27 protein-coding genes are annotated in these 24,539 nt (G+C 58.9%); 20 read left to right on the forward strand and 7 right to left on the reverse strand.

The window, feature by feature from the left end; translation table 11 throughout:
- Position 1: 1 nt before the first annotated feature.
- A complete protein-coding gene (locus tag ACJ8HA_RS03555; protein ID WP_016927376.1) occupies positions 2–1,402 on the reverse strand; it encodes a cytochrome ubiquinol oxidase subunit I in 1,401 nt (466 codons plus the stop codon).
- A gap of 144 nt (positions 1,403–1,546) precedes the next feature.
- Here ACJ8HA_RS03555 and ACJ8HA_RS03560 point away from each other — a divergent pair, with 144 nt between their 5' ends.
- From ACJ8HA_RS03560 to ACJ8HA_RS03585, 6 genes are all read left to right on the forward strand, one after another.
- Complete coding sequence (locus ACJ8HA_RS03560; protein ID WP_238969470.1) at positions 1,547–2,965, forward strand: aminotransferase-like domain-containing protein; 1,419 nt, start codon at positions 1,547–1,549, stop codon at positions 2,963–2,965.
- 187 nt (positions 2,966–3,152) lie between these two features.
- On the forward strand, positions 3,153–4,808 hold the full coding sequence (locus ACJ8HA_RS03565) for an ABC transporter substrate-binding protein (protein WP_442515266.1): 1,656 nt from the start codon (positions 3,153–3,155) through the stop codon (positions 4,806–4,808).
- A 48-nt stretch (positions 4,809–4,856) separates the two neighbouring features.
- Positions 4,857–5,813 (forward strand): ABC transporter permease, encoded by a 957-nt coding sequence (locus tag ACJ8HA_RS03570; protein WP_004934604.1) that lies wholly within the window; start codon positions 4,857–4,859, stop codon positions 5,811–5,813.
- Positions 5,814–5,817: 4 nt separating this feature from the next.
- Positions 5,818–6,768: an oligopeptide ABC transporter permease gene (gene opp4C, locus ACJ8HA_RS03575; protein WP_025303184.1), complete on the forward strand. Its 951-nt coding sequence runs from the start codon at positions 5,818–5,820 to the stop codon at positions 6,766–6,768.
- On the forward strand, positions 6,765–7,751 hold the full coding sequence (locus ACJ8HA_RS03580; RefSeq protein WP_049204093.1) for an ABC transporter ATP-binding protein: 987 nt from the start codon (positions 6,765–6,767) through the stop codon (positions 7,749–7,751). Before opp4C ends, ACJ8HA_RS03580 begins: the two co-directional genes overlap by 4 nt.
- Entirely contained in the window at positions 7,741–8,709 is a 969-nt protein-coding gene (locus ACJ8HA_RS03585) for an ABC transporter ATP-binding protein (RefSeq protein WP_025303182.1), read from the forward strand. Before ACJ8HA_RS03580 ends, ACJ8HA_RS03585 begins: the two co-directional genes overlap by 11 nt.
- Before the next feature lie 2 nt (positions 8,710–8,711).
- Here the strand turns inward: ACJ8HA_RS03585 and ACJ8HA_RS03590 are convergent, their stop codons facing one another.
- A complete protein-coding gene (locus ACJ8HA_RS03590) occupies positions 8,712–9,686 on the reverse strand; it encodes an alpha/beta hydrolase (protein ID WP_273830351.1) in 975 nt (324 codons plus the stop codon).
- A gap of 676 nt (positions 9,687–10,362) precedes the next feature.
- Here ACJ8HA_RS03590 and ACJ8HA_RS03595 point away from each other — a divergent pair.
- The 6 genes from ACJ8HA_RS03595 (at position 10,363) to ACJ8HA_RS03620 (ending at position 18,172) form a co-directional block, all read left to right on the forward strand.
- Positions 10,363–11,577, forward strand: a complete 1,215-nt coding sequence (locus ACJ8HA_RS03595) for an aspartate aminotransferase family protein (RefSeq protein WP_025303180.1) — start codon at positions 10,363–10,365, stop codon at positions 11,575–11,577.
- Between the two features lie 52 nt (positions 11,578–11,629).
- Positions 11,630–12,664, forward strand: coding sequence for an arginine N-succinyltransferase (gene astA, locus ACJ8HA_RS03600; RefSeq protein WP_049204091.1), 1,035 nt, complete (start codon positions 11,630–11,632; stop codon positions 12,662–12,664).
- Positions 12,664–14,136: a succinylglutamate-semialdehyde dehydrogenase gene (gene astD, locus ACJ8HA_RS03605; RefSeq protein WP_049209079.1), complete on the forward strand. Its 1,473-nt coding sequence runs from the start codon at positions 12,664–12,666 to the stop codon at positions 14,134–14,136. The genes astA and astD overlap by 1 nt, the downstream gene beginning before the upstream one ends.
- Before the next feature lie 52 nt (positions 14,137–14,188).
- A complete protein-coding gene (gene astB / locus ACJ8HA_RS03610; protein WP_049295797.1) occupies positions 14,189–15,529 on the forward strand; it encodes an N-succinylarginine dihydrolase in 1,341 nt (446 codons plus the stop codon).
- Between the two features lie 10 nt (positions 15,530–15,539).
- Positions 15,540–16,523 carry a succinylglutamate desuccinylase gene (gene astE, locus ACJ8HA_RS03615; protein WP_442515206.1) on the forward strand — a complete coding sequence of 328 codons (984 nt, stop codon included), beginning with the start codon at positions 15,540–15,542 and terminating at the stop codon, positions 16,521–16,523.
- 566 nt (positions 16,524–17,089) lie between these two features.
- Positions 17,090–18,172 carry a porin gene (locus tag ACJ8HA_RS03620; RefSeq protein ID WP_025303175.1) on the forward strand — a complete coding sequence of 361 codons (1,083 nt, stop codon included), beginning with the start codon at positions 17,090–17,092 and terminating at the stop codon, positions 18,170–18,172.
- Between the two features lie 242 nt (positions 18,173–18,414).
- Here the strand turns inward: ACJ8HA_RS03620 and ACJ8HA_RS03625 are convergent, their stop codons facing one another.
- Positions 18,415–18,639 (reverse strand): biofilm development regulator YmgB/AriR family protein, encoded by a 225-nt coding sequence (locus ACJ8HA_RS03625; RefSeq protein WP_016927388.1) that lies wholly within the window; start codon positions 18,637–18,639, stop codon positions 18,415–18,417.
- 123 nt (positions 18,640–18,762) lie between these two features.
- A complete protein-coding gene (locus tag ACJ8HA_RS03630; RefSeq protein WP_004934567.1) occupies positions 18,763–18,954 on the reverse strand; it encodes a YebW family protein in 192 nt (63 codons plus the stop codon).
- Positions 18,955–19,182: 228 nt separating this feature from the next.
- On the opposite strand from ACJ8HA_RS03630, the gene lysM reads away from it, so the two are divergent.
- From lysM to ACJ8HA_RS03655, 5 genes are all read left to right on the forward strand, one after another.
- On the forward strand, positions 19,183–19,629 hold the full coding sequence (lysM, locus tag ACJ8HA_RS03635) for a peptidoglycan-binding protein LysM (RefSeq protein WP_025303174.1): 447 nt from the start codon (positions 19,183–19,185) through the stop codon (positions 19,627–19,629).
- 265 nt (positions 19,630–19,894) lie between these two features.
- Positions 19,895–20,050, forward strand: a complete 156-nt coding sequence (locus ACJ8HA_RS03640) for a hypothetical protein (protein ID WP_016927390.1) — start codon at positions 19,895–19,897, stop codon at positions 20,048–20,050.
- Between the two features lie 23 nt (positions 20,051–20,073).
- Positions 20,074–20,238: a hypothetical protein gene (locus ACJ8HA_RS03645; RefSeq protein ID WP_162837923.1), complete on the forward strand. Its 165-nt coding sequence runs from the start codon at positions 20,074–20,076 to the stop codon at positions 20,236–20,238.
- Between the two features lie 100 nt (positions 20,239–20,338).
- Entirely contained in the window at positions 20,339–21,280 is a 942-nt protein-coding gene (locus ACJ8HA_RS03650; RefSeq protein ID WP_025303173.1) for a pirin family protein, read from the forward strand.
- A gap of 427 nt (positions 21,281–21,707) precedes the next feature.
- Positions 21,708–22,061: a DUF1304 domain-containing protein gene (locus ACJ8HA_RS03655; RefSeq protein ID WP_260514727.1), complete on the forward strand. Its 354-nt coding sequence runs from the start codon at positions 21,708–21,710 to the stop codon at positions 22,059–22,061.
- Positions 22,062–22,082: 21 nt separating this feature from the next.
- On the opposite strand, the gene ACJ8HA_RS03660 is transcribed toward ACJ8HA_RS03655, so the two are convergent.
- Complete coding sequence (locus ACJ8HA_RS03660) at positions 22,083–22,469, reverse strand: helix-turn-helix domain-containing protein (protein ID WP_004927697.1); 387 nt, start codon at positions 22,467–22,469, stop codon at positions 22,083–22,085.
- A gap of 447 nt (positions 22,470–22,916) precedes the next feature.
- Positions 22,917–23,129, reverse strand: coding sequence for a YccJ family protein (locus tag ACJ8HA_RS03665; protein ID WP_004927694.1), 213 nt, complete (start codon positions 23,127–23,129; stop codon positions 22,917–22,919).
- A gap of 183 nt (positions 23,130–23,312) precedes the next feature.
- Between ACJ8HA_RS03665 and ACJ8HA_RS03670 the strand changes: the two genes are divergently transcribed.
- Positions 23,313–23,552: a DUF2766 family protein gene (locus tag ACJ8HA_RS03670; RefSeq protein WP_025303170.1), complete on the forward strand. Its 240-nt coding sequence runs from the start codon at positions 23,313–23,315 to the stop codon at positions 23,550–23,552.
- A gap of 40 nt (positions 23,553–23,592) precedes the next feature.
- Here ACJ8HA_RS03670 and ACJ8HA_RS03675 read toward each other — a convergent pair whose 3' ends face one another.
- Entirely contained in the window at positions 23,593–23,826 is a 234-nt protein-coding gene (locus ACJ8HA_RS03675) for a YobH family protein (RefSeq protein WP_004927690.1), read from the reverse strand.
- A gap of 161 nt (positions 23,827–23,987) precedes the next feature.
- Here ACJ8HA_RS03675 and ACJ8HA_RS03680 point away from each other — a divergent pair, with 161 nt between their 5' ends.
- Both ACJ8HA_RS03680 and ACJ8HA_RS03685 read left to right on the forward strand, forming a co-directional pair.
- Positions 23,988–24,146, forward strand: a complete 159-nt coding sequence (locus ACJ8HA_RS03680) for a PhoP/PhoQ regulator MgrB (protein ID WP_004927688.1) — start codon at positions 23,988–23,990, stop codon at positions 24,144–24,146.
- Between the two features lie 81 nt (positions 24,147–24,227).
- Positions 24,228–24,506 (forward strand): YebO family protein, encoded by a 279-nt coding sequence (locus tag ACJ8HA_RS03685; protein ID WP_025303169.1) that lies wholly within the window; start codon positions 24,228–24,230, stop codon positions 24,504–24,506.
- Positions 24,507–24,539 lie beyond the last annotated feature (33 nt).

Raw genomic sequence — 24,539 nt, forward strand, 5'->3', positions numbered from 1 at the left:
TTCAGCTCCTGTCGTCCAGAGTGTCGTTGACCGCGGACAGCGGACGCGCCGGCCGGCCCTCGGTATTGTCTTCTTGGTGTTCATGCGGCTGCGGCCCTTTGCGGATCAGGCGCATCATGTAGGAATACCCCACGCCGAACACCGAACAGTAGACGATGATGAACGCCAGCAGGCTGATGCTCATGTGCAGGTCGCCGTGCGCGGAGACCGCATCCTTGGTGCGCAGCAGGCCGTACACCACCCACGGTTGGCGGCCGATCTCGGTGGTGAACCAGCCCGCCAGCAGCGCCAGCAGCCCGGAAGGGCCCATCCACAGAATGAAGTACAGGAACGGACGCGACTGATACAGCCCGCCGCGCCAGCGCAGCCACAGGCTCCACACCCCGGCCAGAATCATCAGCATGCCCAGCCCGACCATGATGCGGAACGACCAGAACACCACGGTGGAGTTGGGGCGATCTTCCGGCGGGAAGGATTTGAGCGCCGGCACCTGTTCGGTCAGGCTGTGCGTTAGGATCAGGCTGCCGAGGTACGGCACCTCCAGCTTGAAGCGGGTTTCTTCGCGCTGCATGTCCGGCCAACCGACCAGGATAAGCGGCGTGGCTTCGCCCGGCGGGTTCTCCCAGTGGCCTTCGATGGCGGCGATCTTCGCCGGCTGGTGTTTCAGCGTATTCAGGCCGTGCGCATCGCCGATCATCGCCTGCACCGGCGCGACGATCAGCGCCATCCACATCGCCATCGACAGCATTTTGCGCATCGCCGGGGTATCACGGCCGCGCAGCAGATGCCAGGCGGCGGAGGCGCCGACGAAGAACGCCGAGGAGAGGAAGGCGGCGGTGGACATGTGCAGCAGGCGGTACGGGAAGGACGGGTTGAAGATCACCTTCAGCCAGTCGACCGGGACCACCTGGCCGTTGATGATTTCATGCCCCTGCGGGGTCTGCATCCAGCTGTTGGAGGCCAGGATCCAGAAGGTGGAGATCAGTGTGCCGAGCGCGACCATGCAGGTGGCGAAGAAGTGCAGCCCTGGGCCGACGCGGTTCCAGCCGAACAACATCACGCCGAGGAAACCGGCTTCGAGGAAGAAGGCGGTCAGCACTTCATAAGTCAGCAGCGGCCCGGTAATGCTGCCGGCGAACTCGGAGAAGAAGCTCCAGTTGGTGCCGAACTGATAGGCCATCACCAGCCCGGACACCACGCCCATGCCGAAGTTAACGGCGAAAATCTTTGACCAGAAATGGTAAAGCTCGCGGTAGGCTTCATTGTGCGTTTTCAACCATAACCCTTCCAGCACCGCCAGATAACTGGCTAAACCGATGGTGATGGCGGGGAAGATGATATGGAAAGACACGGTGAAGGCGAACTGTATTCTGGCGAGTTCCAGTGCATCAAGACCCAGCATGGCGCCTCCTAGGGTTGAACATAAATTAACCTCTTGAGTATAGCTGTCATTTTTATGTGAAAAGCTTGGCGTTAAGTTAATCACGAAGTACAGTGACTATAATAGTGACAGTTATTTTACTTTTTCATATAACAGTTAATGGTTATGACCCGATACGAGCAGCTTGCGCAGCAGATTAGAGAACAGATCCAGAACCGGGTGTGGCGGGCGGGCGACAAGCTGCCTTCGCTGCGCGAGAGCGGCAAACGCGCCGGATTAAGCCTGATGACGGTGGTGCAGTCTTACCAACTGCTGGAGAGCCAGGGGTGGATCGTCGCCCGCCCGCAGTCGGGCTACTATGTGGCGGCGCGTCCGCAGCCGCTGCCTCAGCCTTCGCGCGGCGAGAAACTGTTGCTGAGCGAGCAGGTGGACATCAACGCCTTTATTTTTGACGTGCTGCAGGCCTGCAAGGATCCGGACATCGTGCCTTTCGGTTCGGCCTTTCCCGACGCCACGCTGTTCGCCCAGCCGAAGCTGGCGCGGGCGCTGAGCAGCGTAGCGCGCAAGTTCACGCCGCACAGTTCGCTGGCCAACCTGCCGCCGGGCAACGACGCGCTGCGGCGGCACATTGCCCAACGCTATGCGCTGAGCGGCATGCAGGTTGCCCCGGACGAAATCGTCATCACCGCCGGGGCGATGGAGTCGCTCAGCCTCAGCCTGCAGGCGGTGACCCAGCCGGGCGACTATGTGGCGATCGAATCGCCGGCGTTTTACGGCGCGCTGCAGGCGCTGGAACGGCTGCGGTTAAAGGCGGTGGCGATCGCCACGCATCCGCAGGACGGTATCGATCTGGACGCGTTGCAGCAGGCGGTGGAACAGTATCCGATCAAGGCCTGCTGGCTGATGACCCACTTCCAAAATCCGCAGGGCGCCACCCTGCCGGAGGCCAACAAGCAGCGCCTGGTGGAGCTGCTGCGCGAACGGCAGATTTCGCTGATCGAAGACGATGTCTACGGTGAGCTGTACTTCAGCGCCGAACGGCCGCTGCCGGCCAAGGCGCTCGACAGCGGCGGCCAGATCTTGCACTGCTCGTCGTTTTCCAAATGCCTGGCGCCGGGCTTTCGCGTCGGCTGGGTAGCGGCGGGGCGTTATGCGCAGCAGATCCAGCGTTTGCAGCTGATGAGCACCGTTTCCACCAGCGTGCCGACCCAGATGGCGCTGGCGGATTATCTGCTGCACGGCGGCTACGATACCCATCTGCGGCGGCTGCGGCGCCTGCTGGCTCAACGCCAAAGCGCGATGCGTCAGGCGATCGCCCACCATTTCCCGCCGACGGTGAAGGTCAGCCAGCCCGACGGCGGTTACTTCCTGTGGCTGGAGCTCGATCCGGCGCTGTCGTCGATGGAGCTGTACCGGCGGGCCCTTTCCCGGGGCATCAGCATCGCGCCGGGGCGCATGTTCACGACCGGCGACCATTTCAACCACTGTTTCCGCCTCAACGCCTCTTTTGAATGGAATGACCGCTTTGAAGAGGCGGTCAAAACCTTAGCCAAACTTATCCGGGGGCTGGCTGCGACCGGTTGAACCGCGATTTGCAGCGGGCTTTGCCCCAGAAAAATTCATAATGCTTTTTTCGGCAATGGAATGCCGGTTTCGTTGTTAGACAGCCCTCCAGCCGCCCATTACTCTGCGATAAATTTTGTCACATTTTTATCAACGGGTAGACGAGGGGCAGTGGGTGAGTAGAATAAAAAACAAGCTAAACAAACTGTTGCGTTATAGGTTGACGCCGCTGGCGTTGATCTGCGCGCTGGGGCTGAGCGGCGTCGTTCAGGCGGAAACGCTGGCCGAAGGTATCACGCCGGCCAGCGACACCGCTCGGGTGCCGACCGCCGCCAAACTGCGTAAAGACACCGTGGTGGCGGGCATCTCTGAGCCGCAGGGGATTTTCAACCCGTATCTGTTCACCAACGGCTGGGACGAGAACGTAACCGACGTGATCTTCAGCCGCCTGATCGGCCTGGACAGCCAGGGCAAGCCAGAAGGGCGATTGGCGGAGTCCTGGCAGGTCAGCCCCGATAATCTGACCTACATCATTAAGCTGCGGCCGAATCTGGTCTACAGCGACGGCTCGCCGCTGAAAGCCGACGATATCGCCTTTACCCTGACGCTGCTGCACGATCCGGCCTATGACGGCGACACCGATATCACGCCGGCGCACATCCAGGGCGGCGCCGAGTATAAAAACGGTACCGCCGCCGGCATCAGCGGGCTGAAGGTGATCGACGATCGCACCATTCAGATCGTCACCACCCAGCCGGGCGCGACCACGTTGCAACTGATTGGCGGGCCGGTATTGTCGCGGGCTTACTACGGCAAAGACTATCAGCGCGGCAAACTCGACAGCGTGCGCGCCTTGAACGGCAAGCCGCTCGGCAACGGCCCCTATATTTACGACAAGTACGTGCCGGGGCAGGAGATCCGCTTCCACGCCAACCCGAACTTTTACCTCGGCCCGCCGCCGATGGCGCGCTTTATCTACCGCGTCACCAACCCGGCCACCAACTTCCAGCTGTTCCAGACCGGTGAGACCGACTACGACGCCTTTACCGCCAAACCGGACGATATCGAACAGCTCAAGCTGCTCGGCTTCGCCAATATCAACCTTTACAGCTCAAGCGATTACAGCCGCGTTGATTTCAACCTCAGACGCCCGGCGCTGCAGGATAAACGGGTGCGCCAGGCGCTGATCTACGGCCTCGATCGGCAAAAGTTGATCGCCGTGGTGTACCAGGGGTACGGCAAGGTCGCCAACCAGCCGATTTCGCCGATCTCCTGGGCCTATGACGCGAACGGCATCAATCCCTACGCTTACGATCTCGATAAGGCTGGGAAGCTGTTGGACGAGGCCGGTTGGCGAGTGGGCGCGGACGGCATTCGGCAAAAAGACGGTAAAAAGCTGGAGCTGACGCTGCTGGTAACCAAAAAGCTGATCAACGACGCGCTGGTGCCGATCGCCAAGGATAACTACCGCCGGCTCGGCGTGGTGCTGAAACCGCAGGTATTGGACTTCAACGCGCTGTTGGCGCAGCGCAAGGTGGGCAATTACGACCTGGCGTCCCTCAGCACCAGTACGCTGAACGATCCGCACGACGGAGTACGCGATTTCATCAGCAGCGAGAGCGAGACCGGTTATCACAACCCGCAGGTAGACGCGCTGATCGCCAGGGCCAATGCCACGCTGGATATAGCCCAGCGCAAGCCGCTGTATCACCAGCTGTATCAAGCGTTGGCGGACGATCCGCCGGTGATCCTGCTCGGCAACCGCGAGATTTTGAGCGCCAGCAGCGCGCGCGTCACCGGCTTTAAACCGGATATCTACAACGGATTGGTCGGCAGCCTGCCGAACGTCAAACCGGCGCCGTAACGCCCTGACGCCGCCGCGCCATTCCGGGCGGCGGCGATGGAACCCGCGATGAGAAACTTTATCCTGCGCCGTCTGTTGCAGACTATCCCGATGCTGTTGTTGGCTTCCTTGCTGATTTTTTGCATTTTCGCCCTGGCGCCCGGCGATTTTATCGACGGCAACATCAATTTGACCGCGCAACGCGCCGCCGAGCTGCGGGCGCTGTATGGGTTGGATCAGCCGTTGTTCAGCCGCTACCTGCACTGGCTCGGCCGCTTGCTGCAGGGCGATCTCGGTTTTTCGCTGCAGTATCAGATCCCGGTCAGCACGTTGCTGAATCAATACATCTGGAACTCGTTCCTGCTGGCGGCGGTGGCGATGGTGCTGTATTGGGGCATCGCGTTGGCGGTGGGGGTGATCTCGGCGATGAAACCCTATTCGCTGTTCGATCATCTGATCACCGTGGCGGTGTTCGCCGCTATGTCGTTTCCGACGTTCTTCCTGTGCCTGTTGCTGATCAAATGGTTCGCCGTCGACCTGCACTGGCTACCGGCGGGCGGCATGTTGCGCACCGGCAGCGAAGCGAGCGGACTGGCCTGGGCGCTGGAGGTGGCGGCGCACCTGCTGTTACCGGTGCTGGCGCTGGTGATGCTGCAGGCCGGCAGCCTGACGCGCTATTTTCGCGCCAGCATGCTGGAGGTGATCCGCATGGACTATATCCGCACCGCGCGCGCCAAGGGGCTCAGGGAGAAAACGGTGATCCTCAAACACGCGCTGCGCAATGCGCTGTTGCCGATCATCACCCTGCTGGGGTTCGAGCTGCCGGGATTGTTCTCCGGCGCGCTGATCACCGAAAAAATCTTCAACTGGCCGGGCGCCGGACATATCCATATCGATTCGTTGGCGGCGCGTGATTACCCGGTATTGATGGGGTTCACGCTGTTTCTGGCCGCCTTGACCATTCTCGGTAATCTGCTGGCGGATATTCTGTACGCCTACGCCGACCCGCGCATTCGCTTGAGGTAACACGATGTTGGTTACGCTGTTTTTCGGCCGCCGTCGCCGCTGGCGACAGGCACAGCTGCCTGCGCTGGCGCAACTGTCGCCACCGCCCGCCGCTCAGGCCTGGCGACGTTTGCGCCGCCACCGACCGGCGATGATTTCGCTGGCGTTGCTGGTGCTGTTGGCGCTGCTGTGCCTGATTGGGCCGTCGCTGTCGCCGTGGCGCGACGATGCCGGCGACGTGCTGAATATCAACCAGGCGCCGAGCGGCGCGCACTGGCTGGGCACCGACTTTCTCGGCCGCGATATCTGCACCCGGCTGCTGCTGGCGGGGCGGATATCGCTGACCATCGGCCTGGTGTCGATGCTGCTGTCGGTAACGCTGGGCTATGTGCTGGGGGCGCTCGCCGGTTATCTGGGGGGCGTGGCGGACAGGCTGATCATGCGCTTCGCCGATCTGCTGATGACCATTCCCGGCCTGCCGCTGCTGATCATCATGGGGGCGATGCTGACCGAACTCGACGTGTCGCCGGACTACCGCATCTACATGGTGATGATCATGCTGAGCCTGCTGGGCTGGCCGTCGCTGGCGCGGCTGGTGCGCGGCCAGATCCTGTCGCTGCGTGAGCGGGATTTCATGTTGGCCACCGAAGTGCTGGGGCTCTCCACCCGGCGGCGCCTCTTCGGCCATCTGTTGCCCAATACCGTGCCGATTTTGGTGGTGGTCGCCACCATGGCGGTGGCCAACGCCATCCTCAGCGAGTCGGCGTTGAGCTACCTTGGGCTGGGCGTGGTGCCGCCGACGCCGTCGTGGGGCAACATGATGGACGCAGCCAATAGCCTGATCGACTTTCAGCGCCGCCCCTGGCTGTGGATGCCGCCCGGGCTGGCGATCTTCGTCACCGTGGTGGCGATCAATATCTTGGGCGACGGCCTGCGGGACGCGCTCGATCCGAAAATGAACGGGGTAACACGATGAGCCAACCGCTGGTGGCGTTCGAGCGACTGTCGGTGTCGTTTCAGGGGGAACAAGGGCCGGTGCGGGCGGTGCAGCAGGTCAGCCTTGAGCTGCAGGCCGGGCAAACGCTGGGGATCGTCGGTGAGTCGGGCTGCGGCAAAAGCGTGACCGCCATGGCGCTGATGGGGCTGTTGCCGCAGCCGCTGGCGCAGGTAGACGGCGGTGAAATTCGCTTTGAAGGGCAAAACCTGCTGTCGCTGCGGGCCTCCAAGATGGCCGATCTGCGCGGCAACCGACTGGCGATGATCTTTCAGGAACCGATGAGCGCGCTCAATCCGGTGTTGACCCTCGGCGAACAGCTGGTGGAGCCGCTGATTCGCCACCTGACCCTGTCGCCGAAAGCGGCCTGGCGCCAGGCGATTCAACTCTTGACGGAAGTGGGGTTAGCGCGCGCCGAGGCACTGATGCGCTGCTATCCGCATCAGCTTTCCGGCGGCATGCTGCAGCGCGTGATGATCGCTATGGCGATCGGGTGCCGTCCGGCGCTGCTGATTGCCGACGAACCGACCACGGCGCTCGATGTTACGGTGCAGGCGCAGATCCTGGCGTTGCTGCGTGAGCAGAGCCGGCGACACAACATGGCGATGATCTTGATCACCCACGATCTTGGGGTGATCGCCCAGATGGCGGATCGGCTGGCGGTGATGTACGCCGGGCGCGTCGTCGAGCAGGGCACGACGCGGGAAGTGCTCGCCGAACCGCGGCACCCTTATACTCAGGGGCTGATCGCCTCGCGGCCGGTGCCGGGCCAGCGGCTCCGCCGTTTGTACTCCATTCCCGGCCAGGTGCCGGATCTGGCGCGCTTGCCTGATCACTGTGCGTTTGCCGAGCGCTGTGCGCAGGCCACCGCGCGCTGCCGCGATGGCATTCCGCCGCTGTACGGCACGCCGCAGCGCCAGTCCGCCTGTTTCCTCAACGCCGGAGGGCGCCCGCATGTCGACTGAACCTTTGGTGGAAGTGAAAGGATTAAAGAAATATTTTCCGCTGCGCGACGGACTGTTCGGGCGCACCACCGGTCAACTGAAGGCGGTGGACGACGTCAGCTTCAGCATTCGCAAGGGGCGCATTTTCGGGCTGGTGGGTGAGTCAGGCAGCGGAAAAACCACCGTCGGCCGCACGCTGCTCGGCCTGCACGACAAAACCGCCGGTGAGGTAATGTTCAAAGGGCTGGCACTGGATAGCCTGAGTAAAGATGCGCTGCGCGCCCTGCGGCCGAAAATGCAGTTAGTGTTTCAAGATCCGTACAGTTCTCTGAACCCGCGCCTGCGCGTGGGCGACGCCATTGGGGAAGCGCTGTTGCAACACGGCCTGGCGAGCAAGGCGGAACTGCGCGAACGGGTGCTCGATACCCTGGCGATCTGCGGGCTGTCGCCGCAGCATTATGGGCGGTTTCCGCATGAGTTTTCCGGCGGCCAGCGCCAGCGCATCGGCATCGCGCGCGCGCTGATCCTGCAGCCGGAGTTTATCGTCGCAGACGAACCGATATCGGCGCTCGACGTGTCGATTCAGGCGCAGATCATCAATCTGTTCTCCGATTTGCAGGAACGGCAGGGGGTGACGCTACTGTTTATTTCGCACGATCTCGGCGTGGTGGAGCATCTGTGCCAGGATGTGGCAGTGATGTATCTGGGGCAGATCGTTGAGAGCGCCGATCGCGACGCGCTGTTTCGCCAACCGCTGCATCCCTACACGCAGGCCTTGTTGGCAGCGGTGCCGACGCTGGATGCGCAACGCGCGCCGGCGTGGGTGGCCGGCGGCGAGCCACCGAACCCCGCCAACCCGCCGCGCGGCTGCCGTTTCCATCCCCGCTGCCCGCTGGCCACGGCGCAGTGCCGCGAACAGGCGCCGCAGCTGCGCAGCGTGGCGCCCGGCCATCAGGTGGCTTGCCACCTGGTCGGCTAGCGTCAGGACAGGTAGTGCTTCAACGCGCGCCCGGCCTGGTGGATCGCCGAATGCACCGCCGGGACGTGGGCGAGCGGATTCAACAGGCCGTAGTCGTGGATCAGCCCGTTGTAGCGGGTGGCGGTGACCTCGACGCCGGCGGCATCGAGCAGACGCGCGTAAGCTTCGCCTTCATCGCGCAGCACGTCCAGCTCGGCGGTCTGCACCAGCGCCGGCGGCAAGCCCCGCAGCTGTTCCGGCGTAGCGTTGAGCGGCGAGGCGTAGATGTCTTTGCGCTGCGCCTTATCGGGCGCGTAGCTGTCCCAAAACCACTTCATCATGTTGCGGGTCAGGAAATGGCCTTCGGCGAACTGATGATAGGAGTCGGTATCAAACTGGGCACGGGTGACGGGCCACAGCAGGATCTGGCAACGCAGTGCCGGTATGCCTTTCTCTTTGGCCATCAGGCTGACCACCGCCGCCATATTGCCGCCGGCGCTGTTGCCGACCACCGCCAGCCGTGAACCGTCGACGTTGATCTTCTCGCCGTACTCGGCCACCCATTCCGTGGCGGCATAGGCCAGATTGATCGCCTGTGGGTAATGCGCTTCCGGGGAACGGGGGTAGTTGACGAACACCGCCGCTGCGCCGGAGCTGTAAACCAGATCGCGCACCAGGCGCTCGTGGGTGGGGAAATCGCCCAGCACCCAGCCGCCGCCGTGAAAGAACATGAATACCGGCGGCGCCTCGTTGACCCTGGCCGGCCGCACCAGCTGCAGCAGAATATCCTGACCTTCTACGTGAATCGTTTTTTCGCTGATCTCGACCTCGCGCAGCGGCACCTCGACGCTGCGTTGCGCGTCCTCCAAGACCCTGCGTGCCTCTTTAGGCTTCATCTGTTCCATGGGTTTACCGCCGGCGGCATTCAGCGCGTCGAGAAATGCGCGGATGTCGTGCTGGGCGTGTGGCTGGCTGAGATCGACGGTTTTCTTGGGCATGGTGACTCCTTGGGCGCAGAAGAGAAGGGGCGGTCAGGATCACAGTGTAGCCGCTGGCAAACAAAGCGGGAGTGGAGGCTGACGGCGGTCAGCGCGGCCCGTGTTTTGGGGATGTTGCAGGTGGGATCTCCGCGTCACTGCCGTCTTGCACAATCCTGACGCACCGCTGCACCCGATGGGGGCAAAAAGTGTGAGGGCGAGCAAATTGGGTGAAATTATTTTTGCGAGCCCGATCAGAAATTCTAAAGTTTTTCGTAATTGAATAGGATTTCGCGCGCAATGATGATTTTAGGCCTTATTTTTTAATTTATGCATTACCAATGCATAGAAAATGAATAAATATTCAATATAAGCCGTTGTTTTAACGCAAAAAATAGCAAAATCCGGCAAAAATCACGTTTTGGCACGATAGCTGCTCTACACTCTTTATCAAACGACATGTATTTTAACTGCTCGTTAACATTTACTCCCCGCTCAGGGACCGGATATACGCCATAAATAGTGAAAAATCGATTTTATGTAACAGATTTGTTTCTAAATCAGCGGTAAGGGACAGTATTTTCTCCGCCGCGAAAGTCGGTTTTGAACAACGGTTTTTTTGCATTGTGGCGGCCTAACCGGGCTTGAGCGACCCTTACAGTCAAAATTCAGCCTTTGCTGAGATTATGAGGTCACTATGGAACAGCCAATCGCAGTTACCCGCCAGTCTTTCGATGACTGGATGGTCCCGGTTTATGCCCCTGCCGATTTTATTCTGGTGCGGGGCGAAGGATCGCAGGTGTGGGATCAGCAGGGTAAGTCTTATATCGATTTCGCCGGTGGCATCGCGGTTAACGCGTTGGGGCATGCGCACCCGGCGGTCAAGGCGGCGCTGGTGGAGCAGGCAGGCAAGCTGTGGCATCTGGGCAATGGCTATACCAACGAACCGGTGCTGCGCCTGGCCAAAAAACTGATCGACGCCACCTTCGCCGACAAGGTGTTCTTCTGTAACTCGGGCGCCGAAGCTAACGAAGCGGCGCTGAAACTGGCACGCAAACATGCGCACGATCAGCACGGCGCCGGTAAAGATCAGATTGTGGCGTTCAACAACGCGTTCCACGGCCGCACGCTGTTTACCGTGTCCGCCGGCGGCCAGCCAAAATATTCGCAGGACTTTGCGCCGCTGCCGGGCGGTATCACTCATACGCCGTATAACGATCTGGCCGCAGCGGCCGAGCTTATCAACGATCGCACCTGCGCGGTGATCGTCGAGCCGATCCAGGGTGAAGGCGGCGTGCTGCCGGCGGAAGCCAGTTTCCTGCAGGGGCTGCGTGAACTGTGCGATCGTCATAACGCGCTGCTGATCTTCGACGAAGTACAGACCGGCGTCGGCCGCACCGGCCACCTGTATGCCTATATGCAGTACGGCGTGGTGCCGGACGTGTTGACCACCGCGAAAGCGCTGGGCGGCGGCTTCCCGATCGGCGCCATGCTGACCACCGATGCGCTGGCGAAAACGCTGGGCGTCGGCACCCACGGCACCACCTACGGCGGCAACCCGCTGGCGACGGCGGTGGCGGGGGAAGTGTTCTCCATCATCAACACGCCGGAAGTGCTGGAAGGCGTCAAACAGCGTCACCAGTGGTTCATCGACGGGTTGAACGACATCAATCGCCAGTACCCGATCTTCGCCGACATTCGCGGCGGCGGTTTGCTGATCGGCTGCCAATTGACGAAGGACTATGCCGGCAAAGCGAAGCAGATCACCCAACTGGCCAACGAAGAAGGCGTCATCGCGCTGATCGCCGGTCCGGACGTGGTGCGTTTCACGCCGTCGCTGATCATCCCTGAGCAGGATGTGAAAGAGGGGCTGGCGCGATTCGCGCGTGCCGTGGCGCGCATTTGCAGCTAATCAGCGGGCTGCGCCTTCACCGGCGCAGCCTGATTCAGAAGAGGTTCGCATTATGATGATTATTCGCCCTATAGAGCGTCGCGATCTGGCGGATTTGTTGACGCTTGCCGGTAAATCTGGCATCGGTCTCACTTCACTGCCGCAAAATGAAGATACCCTGTCGGCACGCATTGAGCGGGCGTTAAAAACCTGGCAAGGCGAACTTCCGCAAAGTGACCAGTGTTATCTGTTCGTGTTGGAGGATAGCGAGCGCCGGCAGGCGGTGGGGGTCTGCGCGATCGAAGTGGCTGTCGGCCTGGCAGAACCCTGGTACAGCTTCCGCGTCGGCACGCAGGTACATGCCTCCAAACAGCTGAACGTCTATAAATCGGTACCGACCCTGTTCCTCAGCAACGATCATACCGGCCATTCGGAGCTGTGCACGCTGTTCCTCGATCCGGACTATCGCCACGGTGAGAACGGCAAACTGCTGTCGAAGGTGCGTTTCCTGTTTATTGCCGCATTCCGCGAGCGTTTCTCCCGCCGTCTGATCGCCGAGATGCGCGGCTTCTCAGATGAAAACGGCCGTTCGCCGTTCTGGGAGAGCGTCGGCCACCGTTTCTTCTCCATCGAGTTCGCCAAGGCGGACTACCTGAGCGGCACCGGACAAAAGGCGTTTATCGCTGAACTGATGCCGAAACATCCGCTGTATGTCGATTTCCTGGCCGAAGACGCGCAGAAAGTGATCGGAGAAGTGCATCCGCAAACCCTGCCGGCACGCCGGTTGCTGGAGGCGGAAGGCCTGAGCTATCAGGGCTACGTCGATATCTTCGACGGCGGCCCGACGCTGGAAGCCGAGATCGACCATATCCGCGCGGTGAAGCAGAGCCGCCTGGTGAAAGTGGTGCTGGATGACACGCCGATGCGCGCCGATGCGCCGGTGCATCTGGTGGCCAACGACAACTATCAGAACTACCGCGCACTGTTGGTCAATGCCGAACTGTATGACGACCGCCTGCATATCAACGCCGCCACCGCTGCGGCGCTGGGCGTCGAGCAGGGCAGCCCGGTGCGGGTGCTCCCCCTTATTGCACAGGAGAAAGCATGATGTCCCATCCTGCTCTGTTGATTAATGGCGTCTGGCGGCAGGGCCGCGGCGCCGAGTTCGGCAAAGCCGATCCGGTCGGCAACCAGCCGCTGTGGCGCGCTAACGCCGCCGATACTGACGACGTCGCCGCCGCCTGCGAGGCCGCGCGTGCCGCGTTTCCCGCCTGGGCGCGTACGCCGTTTGAACAGCGCGAACAGCTGGTGAAACGCTTCGCCGCCTTGCTGGAAGAGCACAAACAGTCGCTGGCGGAAACCATCAGCCGTGAGACCGGTAAACCGCGTTGGGAAACGTTGACCGAAATTCAGGCGATGATCGGTAAAGTGGGCATTTCGCTGCAGGCCTACCAATCGCGCACCGGTTTTAGCCAGACGGCGATGGCCGACGGCGCTTCGGTGCTGCGTCATCGCCCGCACGGCGTGCTGGCGGTGTTTGGGCCTTACAACTTCCCCGGCCATCTGCCGAACGGCCATATCGTGCCGGCGCTGCTGGCCGGAAACTGCGTGGTGTTCAAACCGAGCGAGCTGACGCCGCTGACCGCCGAGGAAACCCTGAAGCTGTGGCAGCAGGCCGGCCTGCCGGACGGGGTGATCAATCTGGTGCAAGGCGGCCGGGAAACCGGCGAAGCGCTGGCGGCCAGTGCGGATATCGACGGCCTGCTGTTCACCGGCAGCGCCGGCACCGGCTATCACCTGCATCGCCAATTGGCGGGGCAGCCGGAGAAGATCCTGGCGCTGGAGATGGGCGGTAACAACGCGCTGATCGTCGATGGCTTCGAGGATCGCGACGCGGCGGTCAACCTGGCTATCCAATCGGCGTTTATCTCCGCCGGCCAACGCTGCACCTGTTCACGCCGCATTTTGGTGAAGCAGGGGGCGGAAGGCGACGCCTTTATCGCGCGTTTGGTTCAGGTCGCGGGCGAACTGCGCGTTGGCCGTTGGGATGCCGAACCGCAGCCGTTCATGGGCGGGGTGGTGTCGGCAGCCGCGGCGGAGAACATGCTGAAAGCGCAGCAAAACTTGCTGGCGCTGGGCGGCAAATCGCTGCTGACCATGCGCCTGCTGGAGCCGGGCAGTTCGCTGCTCAGCCCGGGCATCATCGAGCTGACCGGCGTGGCCGGCGTACCGGACGAAGAGTACTTCGGGCCGTTGACCACGATTGTGCGTTACCGCGATTTCGACGAGGCGCTGCAGCTGGCCAACCGGACGCGCTACGGCCTGTCGGTGGGGCTGGTATCGCCGCAGCGTGAGCTGTTCGAGCGGTTGCTACTGGAAGCGCGTGCCGGCATCGTCAACTGGAACAAGCCGCTGACCGGAGCGTCCAGCGCGGCGCCGTTCGGTGGCGTGGGAGCCTCCGGCAACCATCGCCCAAGCGCCTTCTATGCGGCGGACTATTGCGCCTGGCCGATGGCGTCGCTGGAAAGCGAAAGCCTGTCGCTGCCGGCGACGCTCTCGCCGGGCTTGTCGTTCCGTTAATCGTCTGCGGCGGCGCGATGGCGCTGCCGCAGGCCATCCCCAGGGGATAGCCATGTCAGGATATGAAGTCAATTTCGACGGTTTGGTGGGGCCGACGCACCACTATGCCGGGCTGTCGTTCGGTAACGAGGCCTCTACGCAGCATCAAAACAGCGTATCGAACCCGAAGCTGGCGGCGAAGCAAGGTCTGCTGAAAATGAAGGCGCTGGCCGATCTCGGTTTCCAGCAAGGGGTATTGCCGCCGCAGGAGCGGCCGCATTTGCCGATGCTGCGTCGCCTGGGCTTCAGCGGCAGCGATGAGACGGTGCTGGCGCAGGTGATGCGTCAATCACCGCGTTTGCTGTCGGCGCTCAGCTCGGCGTCTTGCATGTGGACCGCCAATGCGGCCACCGTGTCGCCCTCGGCGGACAGCGCCGACGGCAAGGTGCACTTCACTGCCGCCAACCTGAACAATAAATTCCACCGCGCCATCGAGGCGGAAACCACCACCGCCGTATTGCGGGCGATGTTCAGCGACGATCGGCATTTTGCCCACCACGAGGCGCTGCCGCAGGTGGCGTTATTCGGCGACGAAGGGGCGGCCAACCATAACCGTCTGGGCGGCGACTACGCCAAGCGCAGCGTGCAGATGTTCGTCTACGGTCGTCAGGAATTCGGTGGCGAAACGGCGCCGACGCGTTATCCGGCGCGCCAAACGCGCGAAGCCAGCGAGGCAATCGCTCGCCTGCACCAACTGGACGAGCAGCATACGGTCTTCGTACAGCAAAACCCGGCGGTGATCGATCAGGGCGTATTCCATAACGACGTGATAGCGGTCAGTAACCAGAACGTGCTGTTCCACCACCAGCAGGCGTTTTACCGCCAGCAACAGGCGTTGGATGACTTGCGCCGCAAGATGGCGACGCTGGACAGCGAGCTGGTGGCAATCGAGGTGCCGACAGAGCGCGTCTCGGTGGCGGACGCGGTAGCGACCTATCTGTTCAACAGCCAAATTCTCACCAAGCCGAACGGCAAGATGATGATCGTGGTGCCAGAAGAGTCGCGCCAACATGCCGGCGTGTGGCGTTATCTGAACGACATGGTCGGCAGCGGCGGCCCGATCGATGAAATTCGCGTGTTTGACCTGCGCGAAAGCATGCGCAACGGCGGCGGCCCGGCCTGCCTGCGGTTGCGGGTGGCGCTCAACGAGCAGGAGCTGCGGGCGGTGAATCCACGCGTGATGATGAACGAGCGGCTGTTCGCGACGCTGAACGAGTGGGTGGATCGCCATTACCGCGATCGCCTGACGCAGGATGACCTGGCCGATCCGCTGCTGCTGCGCGAAGGGCGTGAGGCGCTGGATTCGCTGACGTCGATCCTCGGTCTCGGCGCCATTTATCCGTTCCAACGCTAAGGGAGGCGGCATGATCGATCTACTGCCCCTGACGCTGGAAGGGAACGAACCCGTCGAATGGCAAGGTGAAACGCCGCAGCTGCGCTGGCGTTGGCAGGGGGAAGGCGTGCTGGAGCTCATGCCGCGGCAGCCTTACCGCCAGGCGATGGTCATGTCGGCGGGCGTGCACGGCAACGAAACCGCGCCGATTGAACTGCTCAATCAGCTGGTTGGCGATCTGCTGATCGGCCGGTTGCCGCTGACGGTGCGGCTGTTGGTGGTGCTGGGCAACCCGGCGGCGATGCGGGCCGGCAAGCGTTATCTGCACAGCGACATGAACCGCATGTTCGGCGGCCGCTACCGCAACTTCGTCGCCAGCGGCGAGACCGTGCGTGCGCAGCAGTTGGAGCGTGCGCTCGCCGCCTTTTTCGATGGGGAACTGGCGGCGCGTTTCCATTACGATCTGCACACCGCCATCCGTGAATCGCGGTTGCCACGTTTCGGCATTCTGCCTTTCCAGAAACGCCCGTACAGTGAGCCGATGCTGAAGCTGCTGGATGCCGCCGATTTGGATGCGCTGGTGGTGCACAGCGCACCAGGCGGGACGTTTAGCCACTATTCCAGCGAGCATCTCAATGCGGCGAGCTGTACGCTCGAGCTGGGCAAGGCGCGACCGTTTGGCAGCAACGATCTACAGCAGTTTGCTGCCATCGATCGCGCTTTGCGGGCGGCGGTCAGCGAGGGGCCGTTGCCGGAGCGCGAGGGCGAGGCGATCCGGGTATTCCGTGTGATGCATTCGTTGATCAAACACAGCGAGGATTTCAAGCTGCACCTGGATGATGACACGGCCAACTTCACCGAGTTGAAACCGGGGATGTTGCTGTGCGAGCAGCCGCAGGAGGACTATCGCGTTGGCCAAGAGGGCGCGTGGATACTGTTCCCTAACCCCACTGTGGCGCTGGGCCTGCGCGCTGGCATGCTGTTGAGCGAAGTTTCCCGTTCTACGCTCTATTGATTTATCCTCGGCGGCGCCGTCAGCGCGCCGCCGTTATTCCGTTCATTATTTTGCTCTGCTATTTCCCGCTATTTAATTGCCCTAAGGCGAATTTTATTCGTTCCTAATGCCTCCTTTTATACGCGTGAATAAAAGGAGGTATCAGGTCGTTATCTGAAAGCCTTAATTGCCTGGTGAGATTGTTAAGATAAAAATGTGAAATAAGTAACGTTTTTAATAACCATGCTAATTTTGTTGTTACTTTTGAATCGCGCAGAAAGCACGCAAAACGAAACCAAAATGCACCAAAAGAGTGCGATGCACCATTTTGGTTATAAGTTATGTGATAAAAAATTCTTATATTCAATAAGTTATATGCTTTCTTATTGGAAATATTTAGTTACAAATAAACATGCTTTCTCCTCGTTGTTTCATGAACTTTTTGATTTTAAGTTTTGATTCATGATGCTAATGTCACATCACCCCACATTAGGGGGGCTCATAAAATACCAAAAGATAAAATCACAGCCCAAACTATAAATTGGGCGTGACGGGCAGGGTTCTAATTATAATATCTAGGAAAATAAATGATGAAACGCAGTGTATTAGCCTTAGCTGTCGCCCTCGGGGCGATCACCTCCTTCGCCAACGCGGCTGAAATCTACAATAAGGATGGTAATAAACTCGACCTGTACGGCCGCGTTAACGCCAAGCATTATTTCAGCGACAGTAAGTCCAATGACGGCGATATGACCTATGTTCGCCTGGGCTTCAAAGGCGAAACGCAAATCAATGACCAGTTGACCGGTTACGGTCAGTGGGAATACAACGTCCAGGCCAATCACGACGAAGCGCAGGGCACCGCCGGCACCAAAACGCGTCTGGGCTTCGCGGGGCTGAAATTCGGCAACTACGGTTCTTTCGACTACGGCCGTAATTACGGTGTGGTGTATGACGCCGAGGCTTACACCGACATGCTGCCAGAATTCGGCGGCGACTCCTACAGCTATACCGATAACTTTATGACCGCCCGTTCCAACGGTTTGGCTACCTACCGTAACCGTGATTTCTTCGGTTTGGTGGAAGGCCTGAATCTGGCGGTGCAGTATCAGGGTAAAAACGACGGCGACGGTCGCAGCGTGACCAAGCAAAACGGCGACGGTTACGGCCTGTCCCTGGACTACCAGGACATCGGCGGTTCCGGCATCGGCGTAGCGGCGGCGTTCTCTGATTCTAACCGCACCAGCAAGCAAAAAGAGCTGCAGTATGGTAAGGGCGACAGCGCCACTGCATGGACCACCGCAGTGAAATACGACGCCAACCAGGTTTACCTGGCCGCGATGTATGCCGAAACCCGTAACATGACGCCGATCAGCGTCAATGGCACCTCCGGCTTCGCCAATAAAACGCAAAACTTCGAAGTGGTGGCCCAGTATCAGTTCGAAAACGGCCTGCGCCCTTCCTTGGGCTACGTGCAGTCCAAAGGCAAGGATATCGAAGGGATCGGTGATGCCGACCTGGTGAAATATGTGGAAGTGGGGGCGACTTACTACTTCAACAAAAATATGTACACCTACGTTGATTATCAAATCAACCAGCTGAGCGACAATAACAAACTGAAACTGGCCAACGATGATATCGTTGCCGTCAGCTTGACGTATCGCTTCTAAGCGGCAATTTCATTACCTTCATCCTGTGTCGGGAGTGGTAATCAGGCAGGGCGTAAGCCCTGCCTTAGCTTGCTGACAAAGGAGGAAAAAGCGTGGTTTTTCCTCCTTTGTGGTGAGCAGTCGAAAATCAATGAATTGATTTTCCTTATTTTAAAGGTTGTCTTCGGTAAACCTGGTAATGTCATCAGGTTTGTCATTAACCTCAGGCAGGGCGCAAGCCCTGCCTTTGTTTTATCGGGAACTCAGCCTTTGGGTGCCAACCCGACCAGCTCAATGGCGGAACGCAGCGCGGCGAAACGTTGCTGATCCTGCTCCCGCTCTATTTCGGTCACCAGCTGTGAAAGAATATTGCCGCCGGATACTTTTTTATGGTTTTTGATTAACTGCAACACTGCGTCGCCTAACGCCAGGCTGACGTCGCGCAGCAGAGTTTCATATTGCTCGTTGGAATGAGCTGATGCTGGCATGACCTTTCTCTGTCTCTCTCTTCTTCGGGAGCCGCAATTTAGCAAAACAGCGGCCTTATGCCTCGGAGGAAGGCGAAGTTTCTGATGAAATCAGAAATTCCTCAGCATCGCGCGGGGAGGGAATTAAAAATCCGAATATTCGCTGGCTGGCAACCAGAAGCCGTCAATGAACTCTTCCATGGGATAACAACCGGCGTGTCGCAAGTTCTGTTCCTTCATCGCGACCAGGCATTGTGGCTCGTCGCGCAATATGTCGACCACCATTTCACTGCAGCCACCATCCAGATAACAGACAAACATCACCAATGCGTACATCGTTGCACGCCTCCTTCGTCGAGTTGCCTTGTCTGCAACAGTGTAGGTAAAAAAGCACGATTTTTCAGCATCATTGCGCAATTAATCACCGTTGAAACGCCGCTGACGACACTTTCGGAATACTCTACCCGTTTCTGGCGCCGTGAGCGGATGGCATATCCTTTTGACGATGCTAAGCTTAACAAGCCTTACTTAAACGCATTAATGCAACCATCAAAAGGAGTGAATATGGGCTTGTTTAACTTCGTCAAAGAAGCGGGAGAAAAACTGTGGGACACAGTCACCGGCAATGCCTCCGCCGAAGATCAAGGCGCCAAACTCAAGGAGCATCTCGATAAGAGCGGCTTGCCGGGCACCGACAAAGTCGATGTGCAGGTGGTCGATGGTAAAGCCGTAGTGACCGGCGATGCCGTCAGCCAGGAGTTAAAAGAGAAGATCCTGGTGGCTATCGGCAACGTGGCGGGTATCAGCGGGGTGGAAGACAAGGTGGCGGTGACGCAACCCGACGCCGAGAGCCGCTTCTATACCGTGAAGAAGGGCGATACGCTGAGCGCGATCTCTAAAGAGATGTACGGCAACGCCAATCTGTACAACAAGATTTTTGAAGCCAACAAGCCGATGCTGTCGAGCCCGGACAAGATTTATCCGGGGCAGGTATTGCGTATCCCGCAATAACGCGTAGGTCTGCCATAGCCCGGTTGCGTACCGGGCTTTTTTTTGTCCTCTGCAATAGGCGTCTCTTATTTCCCTGCGATCTCCATGCCAGTTACATCTCCCCTGTGTCCCTGCTCGCTCGCCGGCAGGGGCGGTGTTGACCCTGATGGGGAAAATTGATAGCGTCATCTCCCGGTTGAGGCCGGAACGACCAAGGCGCCAACGTGCGTGCCTTATTCTGAGGGGATATTTTGCCCCGTCAAACAGCAATGCAGCAGTTGAACGAGTGAAAACCGATTTAGTGAAACAACAGCGTAACGCCTCAACGGATAAAAATTATCGAGAAACCTTGGGTGATGCGCAATTTGCGATCGTCGTGTTGGCGGTGGCGTCCTGCTCACTGATTATCTTTACGCTGGCGGTCACGCTGTGGGTGACCTGACGCGATTAACTAGGGGAGATAAAATGGAGCCTAATCTCCATGATGAAACCAAACTGCTGGCGATCATCGGCCTGTTGGTGTCCGTGCTGCTGGTGGTATCAATTCTCTTTGGCGTGACCTATTTCTCCGATCTCAGGCACGCGCATGACGATATAGACATCAAGAGCTGCTATATCAAAGCGTCCTGAATCGCGCGAACGCGCTGAGCGTCGCCGCTCTGTGGGGGCTACCCTGTGTTAAGATTGGGGGTACCCTTGGCGAATCGGCGCCATTCAGGAGGTCTTTGCGATGAGTCAGTCACGTCCTACGCTCTCTTCATCTTCACGCGAATGCCCTGTCGTTGACGGCGTGCGCCAGATACAACGTATTGCCGTGCGTAATGCCGAAGTGGGAGGTATCCCGATCAATCGTGCGTTGCCAACTCGGGAGCGGCGCACCGTCGGCGCCTGGTGTTTTCTCGATCACGCTGGACCGACGGTATTCAACGGCACCTCGCCCGGCATGGATGTGGGGCCGCATCCGCACATCGGGCTGCAAACGTTCACCTGGATGATAGAGGGTGAAGTGCTGCACCGTGACAGCCTCGGCAGTGAGCAAGTGATTCGCCCAGGGCAGGTTAATCTGATGACCGCAGGGCGTGGCATTGCGCATACGGAACAGTCGGTGGGCGAGCAGCGGCGATTGCATGCCGCACAATTATGGATCGCGCTGCCGGCCGAACATGCCGACATGGCGCCACGTTTCGATCACTATCCGGACTTGCCACAATGGCAGAATAACGGCGTGAATCACCGTTTGTTGGTCGGGGAATTTGGCGCTTATCGTTCACCGGTGTTTACTTTCTCGCCACTAATTGCCATTGATATGGAGTGGCAGGAAGCGGCGAGGATAGAATTGCCGCTGCGCGATGATTATGAAATCGGCTTTTTGCCCCTTATTGGTGCATTTGAACTTAATGGTGAAACTTTTTCACCTGATGAGTTTGCCTATTTGGGCATGAAGAATAACTCTATTGGGTTAAATGCACGGAAGGGCAGCCGGGGATTATTAATCGGTGGAGTGCCACTAAACGAAGAGATCCTTATCTGGTGGAATTTCGTTGGCCATACCAAAGCTGAAATTACTCAGGCTCAGCATGATTGGGAGCAAGAGGCGCCGCGTTTCCCGGCGGTTGACGGTTATTCTGGTGAGCGCATGACCGCGCCACGCCTGCCCTGGAGCGATGTTTGATAGCGTTAGGATATAATCGCCGCGGTTATTCGGCTTATTTCGCTCTAATAAGACGTAATTAATGTGATCGCGGCTCCAGCTTTAGGACAATATAAGGTTTCTCGGCGGAAAAGTGATCTGGCGCATATAATGACAACGAGAAGAAGTTTAGGATAATCCTCAGGAAGTCAGGTTGTCTCCCGTTAGTCAGATGTCAGTGAGGTCATTATGAGCCAGGTACTCTATCGTGCAAGACTGTCCCATGTCGTGGTTGCCACGGCGTTGTTTTGGGTCTCTGTCGCGGCATTGTTGGTCGCCGTATTAAACTAACCTCAAAAAATGACTCCTGCATAAACCCGCTTCGGCGGGTTTTTTTATCTCTATCGATGGGGAGGTGAGAGGCGGCGTTTATAATTGACGACATCTTCAATAAACGACAGGGATCATCATGAAGCTCTTTGCCGATATTTTGTTGCTGCTCATCGCAGCGCTCCATCTTTATATCCTGGTGTTGGAAATGTTCCTGTGGCGTACGCCACTCGGCAGACGCGCATTTGGCACGACGGCGGAGTTCGCTGCAGCCACGCGGGTGTTGGCCGCCAATCAGGGGTTGTACAACGGCTTTCTGGCGTTGGGGTTGGCATGGAGCTACTGGCGTGAGGATATGGCGCTGCAGCTGTTTTTTCTCGGGTGTGTGCTGGCGGCCGGCGTATTCGGCGGCCTGAGCGCCAGCTGTAAAATTCTCTGGGTGCAGGCTCTGCCGGCCGCGATCGCGATACTGGCGGTCTGGGGGACGCGTTAACCCGCCGGTTTACGGCGGGCTTCAGGCGGATTTTTGATGAATGACGTGCAGCGGCGGATCGATGTGCAGATCGACGCTCAAATCCTGGCGAAAATCATAGGGCGTGATATTAAAACGCTTTCTGAACATGTAGGTGAAGTGGGACTGTGAACCGAAGCCAAAGTCCAGGGCGATATCGAAGATCGACGCTTCACTGCTGCGCAGTTGATAGACCGCGCCGGCCAGACGGCGTTCGCGAATGTATTTGCCGAGCGAAATCCCTGTCGCTTCTTTGAACAGCTTCTGCATGTGCCACAGCGAGTAGCCGGAGTACTCGGCCAACTCTTCGAGATGGATCACTCGTCCGAGGTGAGTTTCGACCCATTTGCTGAGGGCGCAGACCAATGAGAGGTGGTGTTCTTGTATCATCAGTGCGTCAGTGTGAGACCTACATAGCGGTGAAGTATACACAACTTGCCGCCGTGGACAAAAACGCCACCGATGACCGGGGGGGATTATTCGGAAAAACCGTTGAACCGCCGCTTGTCAGCAGAAAGGAAAAACGGCTAATCTGAGACTGTCGCCGCCGCGGTGGGGGACGGAAAGAAGGCCACAGCAAGTAACCGCCAAAACAGAGTCAGCCGTAACAACTCAACGTTGATGGGGTGATCGCATGTTAATGACAGTGATTATTACTCTGGTTGTAATCGTGGGCGTCGGCGCTTTTATGGCGATGCCGGTGATGAGCATGAAAAATGCGGAAAGTGTGGGAGGTGAAGAGCCGTGAGAGCAAGAGACATTGCACGCCGCTGAGCGGGGCGTTCGCTAATCGGGAAAGCCTGGGTCAGAAACCCGGGCTTTTTGTTGCGCGGGCGCTCAAACGTTTTTCCGCTCGACGGTTTCCTCTCCCCAATAAAGCTGGTCGGCGGTGGTTTTGGCAAAGGCCTTCTCCAGTGCTTCATCGCTGCCTTCTTCCCAGATTTTCTGCGCCAACACTTCGTCGTTCCCTGCCAGCTCAAAAATGGCTTCGGCGATTTCCACCGAAGTTTCACGCACTGTCGCCCAGGATTTCACATTGTGATTCGCCATAACTTTCTCCTGTTGGTTGTGGCTTATGGGTGGTTTTTGCCACCGTCATGCTGCAAGTATAGGCTAATCCGACGCGGGCTTTTGCCCGGCGGTGCGCAGAAGGGGAAAAAAACGGGGAGAGCGGGCAATGGCGCGGACGCCGTGCTATTCTGTGCGGCGTTTGAATCAAGAGGGAAAGTTATTATGTCTGACATGCTGAGCAACGAGCAGGAACTGGCTTCCGATCTGGTCGCTTGCCAACTGGTCATCAAACAGATTTTGGACGTTATCGACGTGATTGCGCCGACCGAAGTGCGCGACAAGATGGCGGGTCAGCTAAAAAGCATTGATTTCTCCACGCACCCGGCAGGTGCCGATCCGGTGACACGCCGAGCGATTGACAAGGCGATTGCGCTGATCGAGATGAAATTCACCCGCAGCTGAGGCGGGGCCGCCGCAAAGCGACGGCGTCGGGCGGTGGCGGTTAATCCACCACCGTTTCGATTTTCTTGAACAACGGGCAGTCGGCTACGCCGATGAAACCGTTGTCGCCATTCACGTACTGGGCGATCGCCACGTTGCGCGCCGTCAGGTATTTGCACTGCAATCCCAACCCGCCAACGTTTTTGTTGCTGCCGATCAGCACGCCGTAACCCGAGATCAAAAAACCGCCGTAAATGACCGCTAGCACCAGTACCCACTTAATCAATTTGCTCATTGCGCTTCCTCATTATCCCTGAGGGTTCATCTAGCCATGACTGCCGCGCGACGACAAGGGTAACAGTCTGAAAACCGGGCAATAGCCAGAAATCTAAACGGAAAGTTAAACTTCGTTTAACTTCGCTGTGATAACATGCGCGATAGATTACCCAGATAACAATGAGGCTGCTAAATTTGTTGCGAAAAAAAATCCTCGTGATAATGACGGCCGTCGCTGCCTGCCTGTTTTTCTACCTGCTGGCGCTGGATAGCTATTGCGACGACGGTGGAAATTTTGCGTTGGGCATCTGTTCGGTGACCCGCTTCGTGCCCTGGTAAGCAATTTTCGGTAGGGATGTTCGCACGGCCGCCGCGAGTGCTAAGATGGCGGCCTGAATTTCGCAGTAGATAGGGTTGTCCATGTACGATTTAGGTTTTGGCCAGAACGGCCTGTTGTCGCTGGCGCTCGCCGTTGTGGCATTGTTGGCCGGGCTGTGGGTTTGGTTCCTGGTGAACCGCGCCAGTGTGCGCGCCAACGAGCAGATTCGCCTGCTGCAGGAAATTGCCGAGCAACAACGCCAGCAAACGGCGCTGTTGAAGCGTTTGGCGCACAGCGCAGGCGCTGACGGCGCCGCTGCGGCTGACGACGACGATCTCAGCCCCGCGCTGGATTTCAAAGGTTTTATCCCCGAACGTTGAACATGATGCTCCGGCCGGCGGCAGCGTCGCCGG

The sequence above is a fragment of the Serratia sp. CY33802 genome, from assembly GCF_052169095.1.
Lineage (GTDB): Bacteria > Pseudomonadota > Gammaproteobacteria > Enterobacterales > Enterobacteriaceae > Serratia > Serratia bockelmannii.

Excerpts from the sequence above, each read along its gene's own strand:
- ACJ8HA_RS03630 (WP_004934567.1), bottom strand. The coding sequence starts at position 18,954 with ATGTACGCATTGGTGATGTTTGTCTGTTATCTGGATGGTGGCTGCAGT.
- ACJ8HA_RS03560 (WP_238969470.1), top strand. The coding sequence starts at position 1,547 with ATGACCCGATACGAGCAGCTTGCGCAGCAGATTAGAGAACAGATCCAG.
- ACJ8HA_RS03645 (WP_162837923.1), top strand. The coding sequence starts at position 20,074 with ATGGAGCCTAATCTCCATGATGAAACCAAACTGCTGGCGATCATCGGC.
- ACJ8HA_RS03670 (WP_025303170.1), top strand. The coding sequence starts at position 23,313 with ATGTCTGACATGCTGAGCAACGAGCAGGAACTGGCTTCCGATCTGGTC.
- astE (WP_442515206.1), top strand. The coding sequence starts at position 15,540 with ATGATCGATCTACTGCCCCTGACGCTGGAAGGGAACGAACCCGTCGAA.
- ACJ8HA_RS03620 (WP_025303175.1), top strand. The coding sequence starts at position 17,090 with ATGATGAAACGCAGTGTATTAGCCTTAGCTGTCGCCCTCGGGGCGATC.
- ACJ8HA_RS03650 (WP_025303173.1), top strand. The coding sequence starts at position 20,339 with ATGAGTCAGTCACGTCCTACGCTCTCTTCATCTTCACGCGAATGCCCT.
- lysM (WP_025303174.1), top strand. The coding sequence starts at position 19,183 with ATGGGCTTGTTTAACTTCGTCAAAGAAGCGGGAGAAAAACTGTGGGAC.
- astA (WP_049204091.1), top strand. The coding sequence starts at position 11,630 with ATGATGATTATTCGCCCTATAGAGCGTCGCGATCTGGCGGATTTGTTG.
- ACJ8HA_RS03665 (WP_004927694.1), bottom strand. The coding sequence starts at position 23,129 with ATGGCGAATCACAATGTGAAATCCTGGGCGACAGTGCGTGAAACTTCG.
- ACJ8HA_RS03680 (WP_004927688.1), top strand. The coding sequence starts at position 23,988 with ATGAGGCTGCTAAATTTGTTGCGAAAAAAAATCCTCGTGATAATGACG.
- ACJ8HA_RS03655 (WP_260514727.1), top strand. The coding sequence starts at position 21,708 with ATGAAGCTCTTTGCCGATATTTTGTTGCTGCTCATCGCAGCGCTCCAT.
- ACJ8HA_RS03580 (WP_049204093.1), top strand. The coding sequence starts at position 6,765 with ATGAGCCAACCGCTGGTGGCGTTCGAGCGACTGTCGGTGTCGTTTCAG.
- ACJ8HA_RS03570 (WP_004934604.1), top strand. The coding sequence starts at position 4,857 with ATGAGAAACTTTATCCTGCGCCGTCTGTTGCAGACTATCCCGATGCTG.
- ACJ8HA_RS03625 (WP_016927388.1), bottom strand. The coding sequence starts at position 18,639 with ATGCCAGCATCAGCTCATTCCAACGAGCAATATGAAACTCTGCTGCGC.
- ACJ8HA_RS03675 (WP_004927690.1), bottom strand. The coding sequence starts at position 23,826 with ATGAGCAAATTGATTAAGTGGGTACTGGTGCTAGCGGTCATTTACGGC.
- ACJ8HA_RS03585 (WP_025303182.1), top strand. The coding sequence starts at position 7,741 with ATGTCGACTGAACCTTTGGTGGAAGTGAAAGGATTAAAGAAATATTTT.
- ACJ8HA_RS03685 (WP_025303169.1), top strand. The coding sequence starts at position 24,228 with ATGTACGATTTAGGTTTTGGCCAGAACGGCCTGTTGTCGCTGGCGCTC.
- ACJ8HA_RS03660 (WP_004927697.1), bottom strand. The coding sequence starts at position 22,469 with ATGATACAAGAACACCACCTCTCATTGGTCTGCGCCCTCAGCAAATGG.
- astB (WP_049295797.1), top strand. The coding sequence starts at position 14,189 with ATGTCAGGATATGAAGTCAATTTCGACGGTTTGGTGGGGCCGACGCAC.
- ACJ8HA_RS03555 (WP_016927376.1), bottom strand. The coding sequence starts at position 1,402 with ATGCTGGGTCTTGATGCACTGGAACTCGCCAGAATACAGTTCGCCTTC.
- opp4C (WP_025303184.1), top strand. The coding sequence starts at position 5,818 with ATGTTGGTTACGCTGTTTTTCGGCCGCCGTCGCCGCTGGCGACAGGCA.
- ACJ8HA_RS03590 (WP_273830351.1), bottom strand. The coding sequence starts at position 9,686 with ATGCCCAAGAAAACCGTCGATCTCAGCCAGCCACACGCCCAGCACGAC.
- astD (WP_049209079.1), top strand. The coding sequence starts at position 12,664 with ATGTCCCATCCTGCTCTGTTGATTAATGGCGTCTGGCGGCAGGGCCGC.
- ACJ8HA_RS03595 (WP_025303180.1), top strand. The coding sequence starts at position 10,363 with ATGGAACAGCCAATCGCAGTTACCCGCCAGTCTTTCGATGACTGGATG.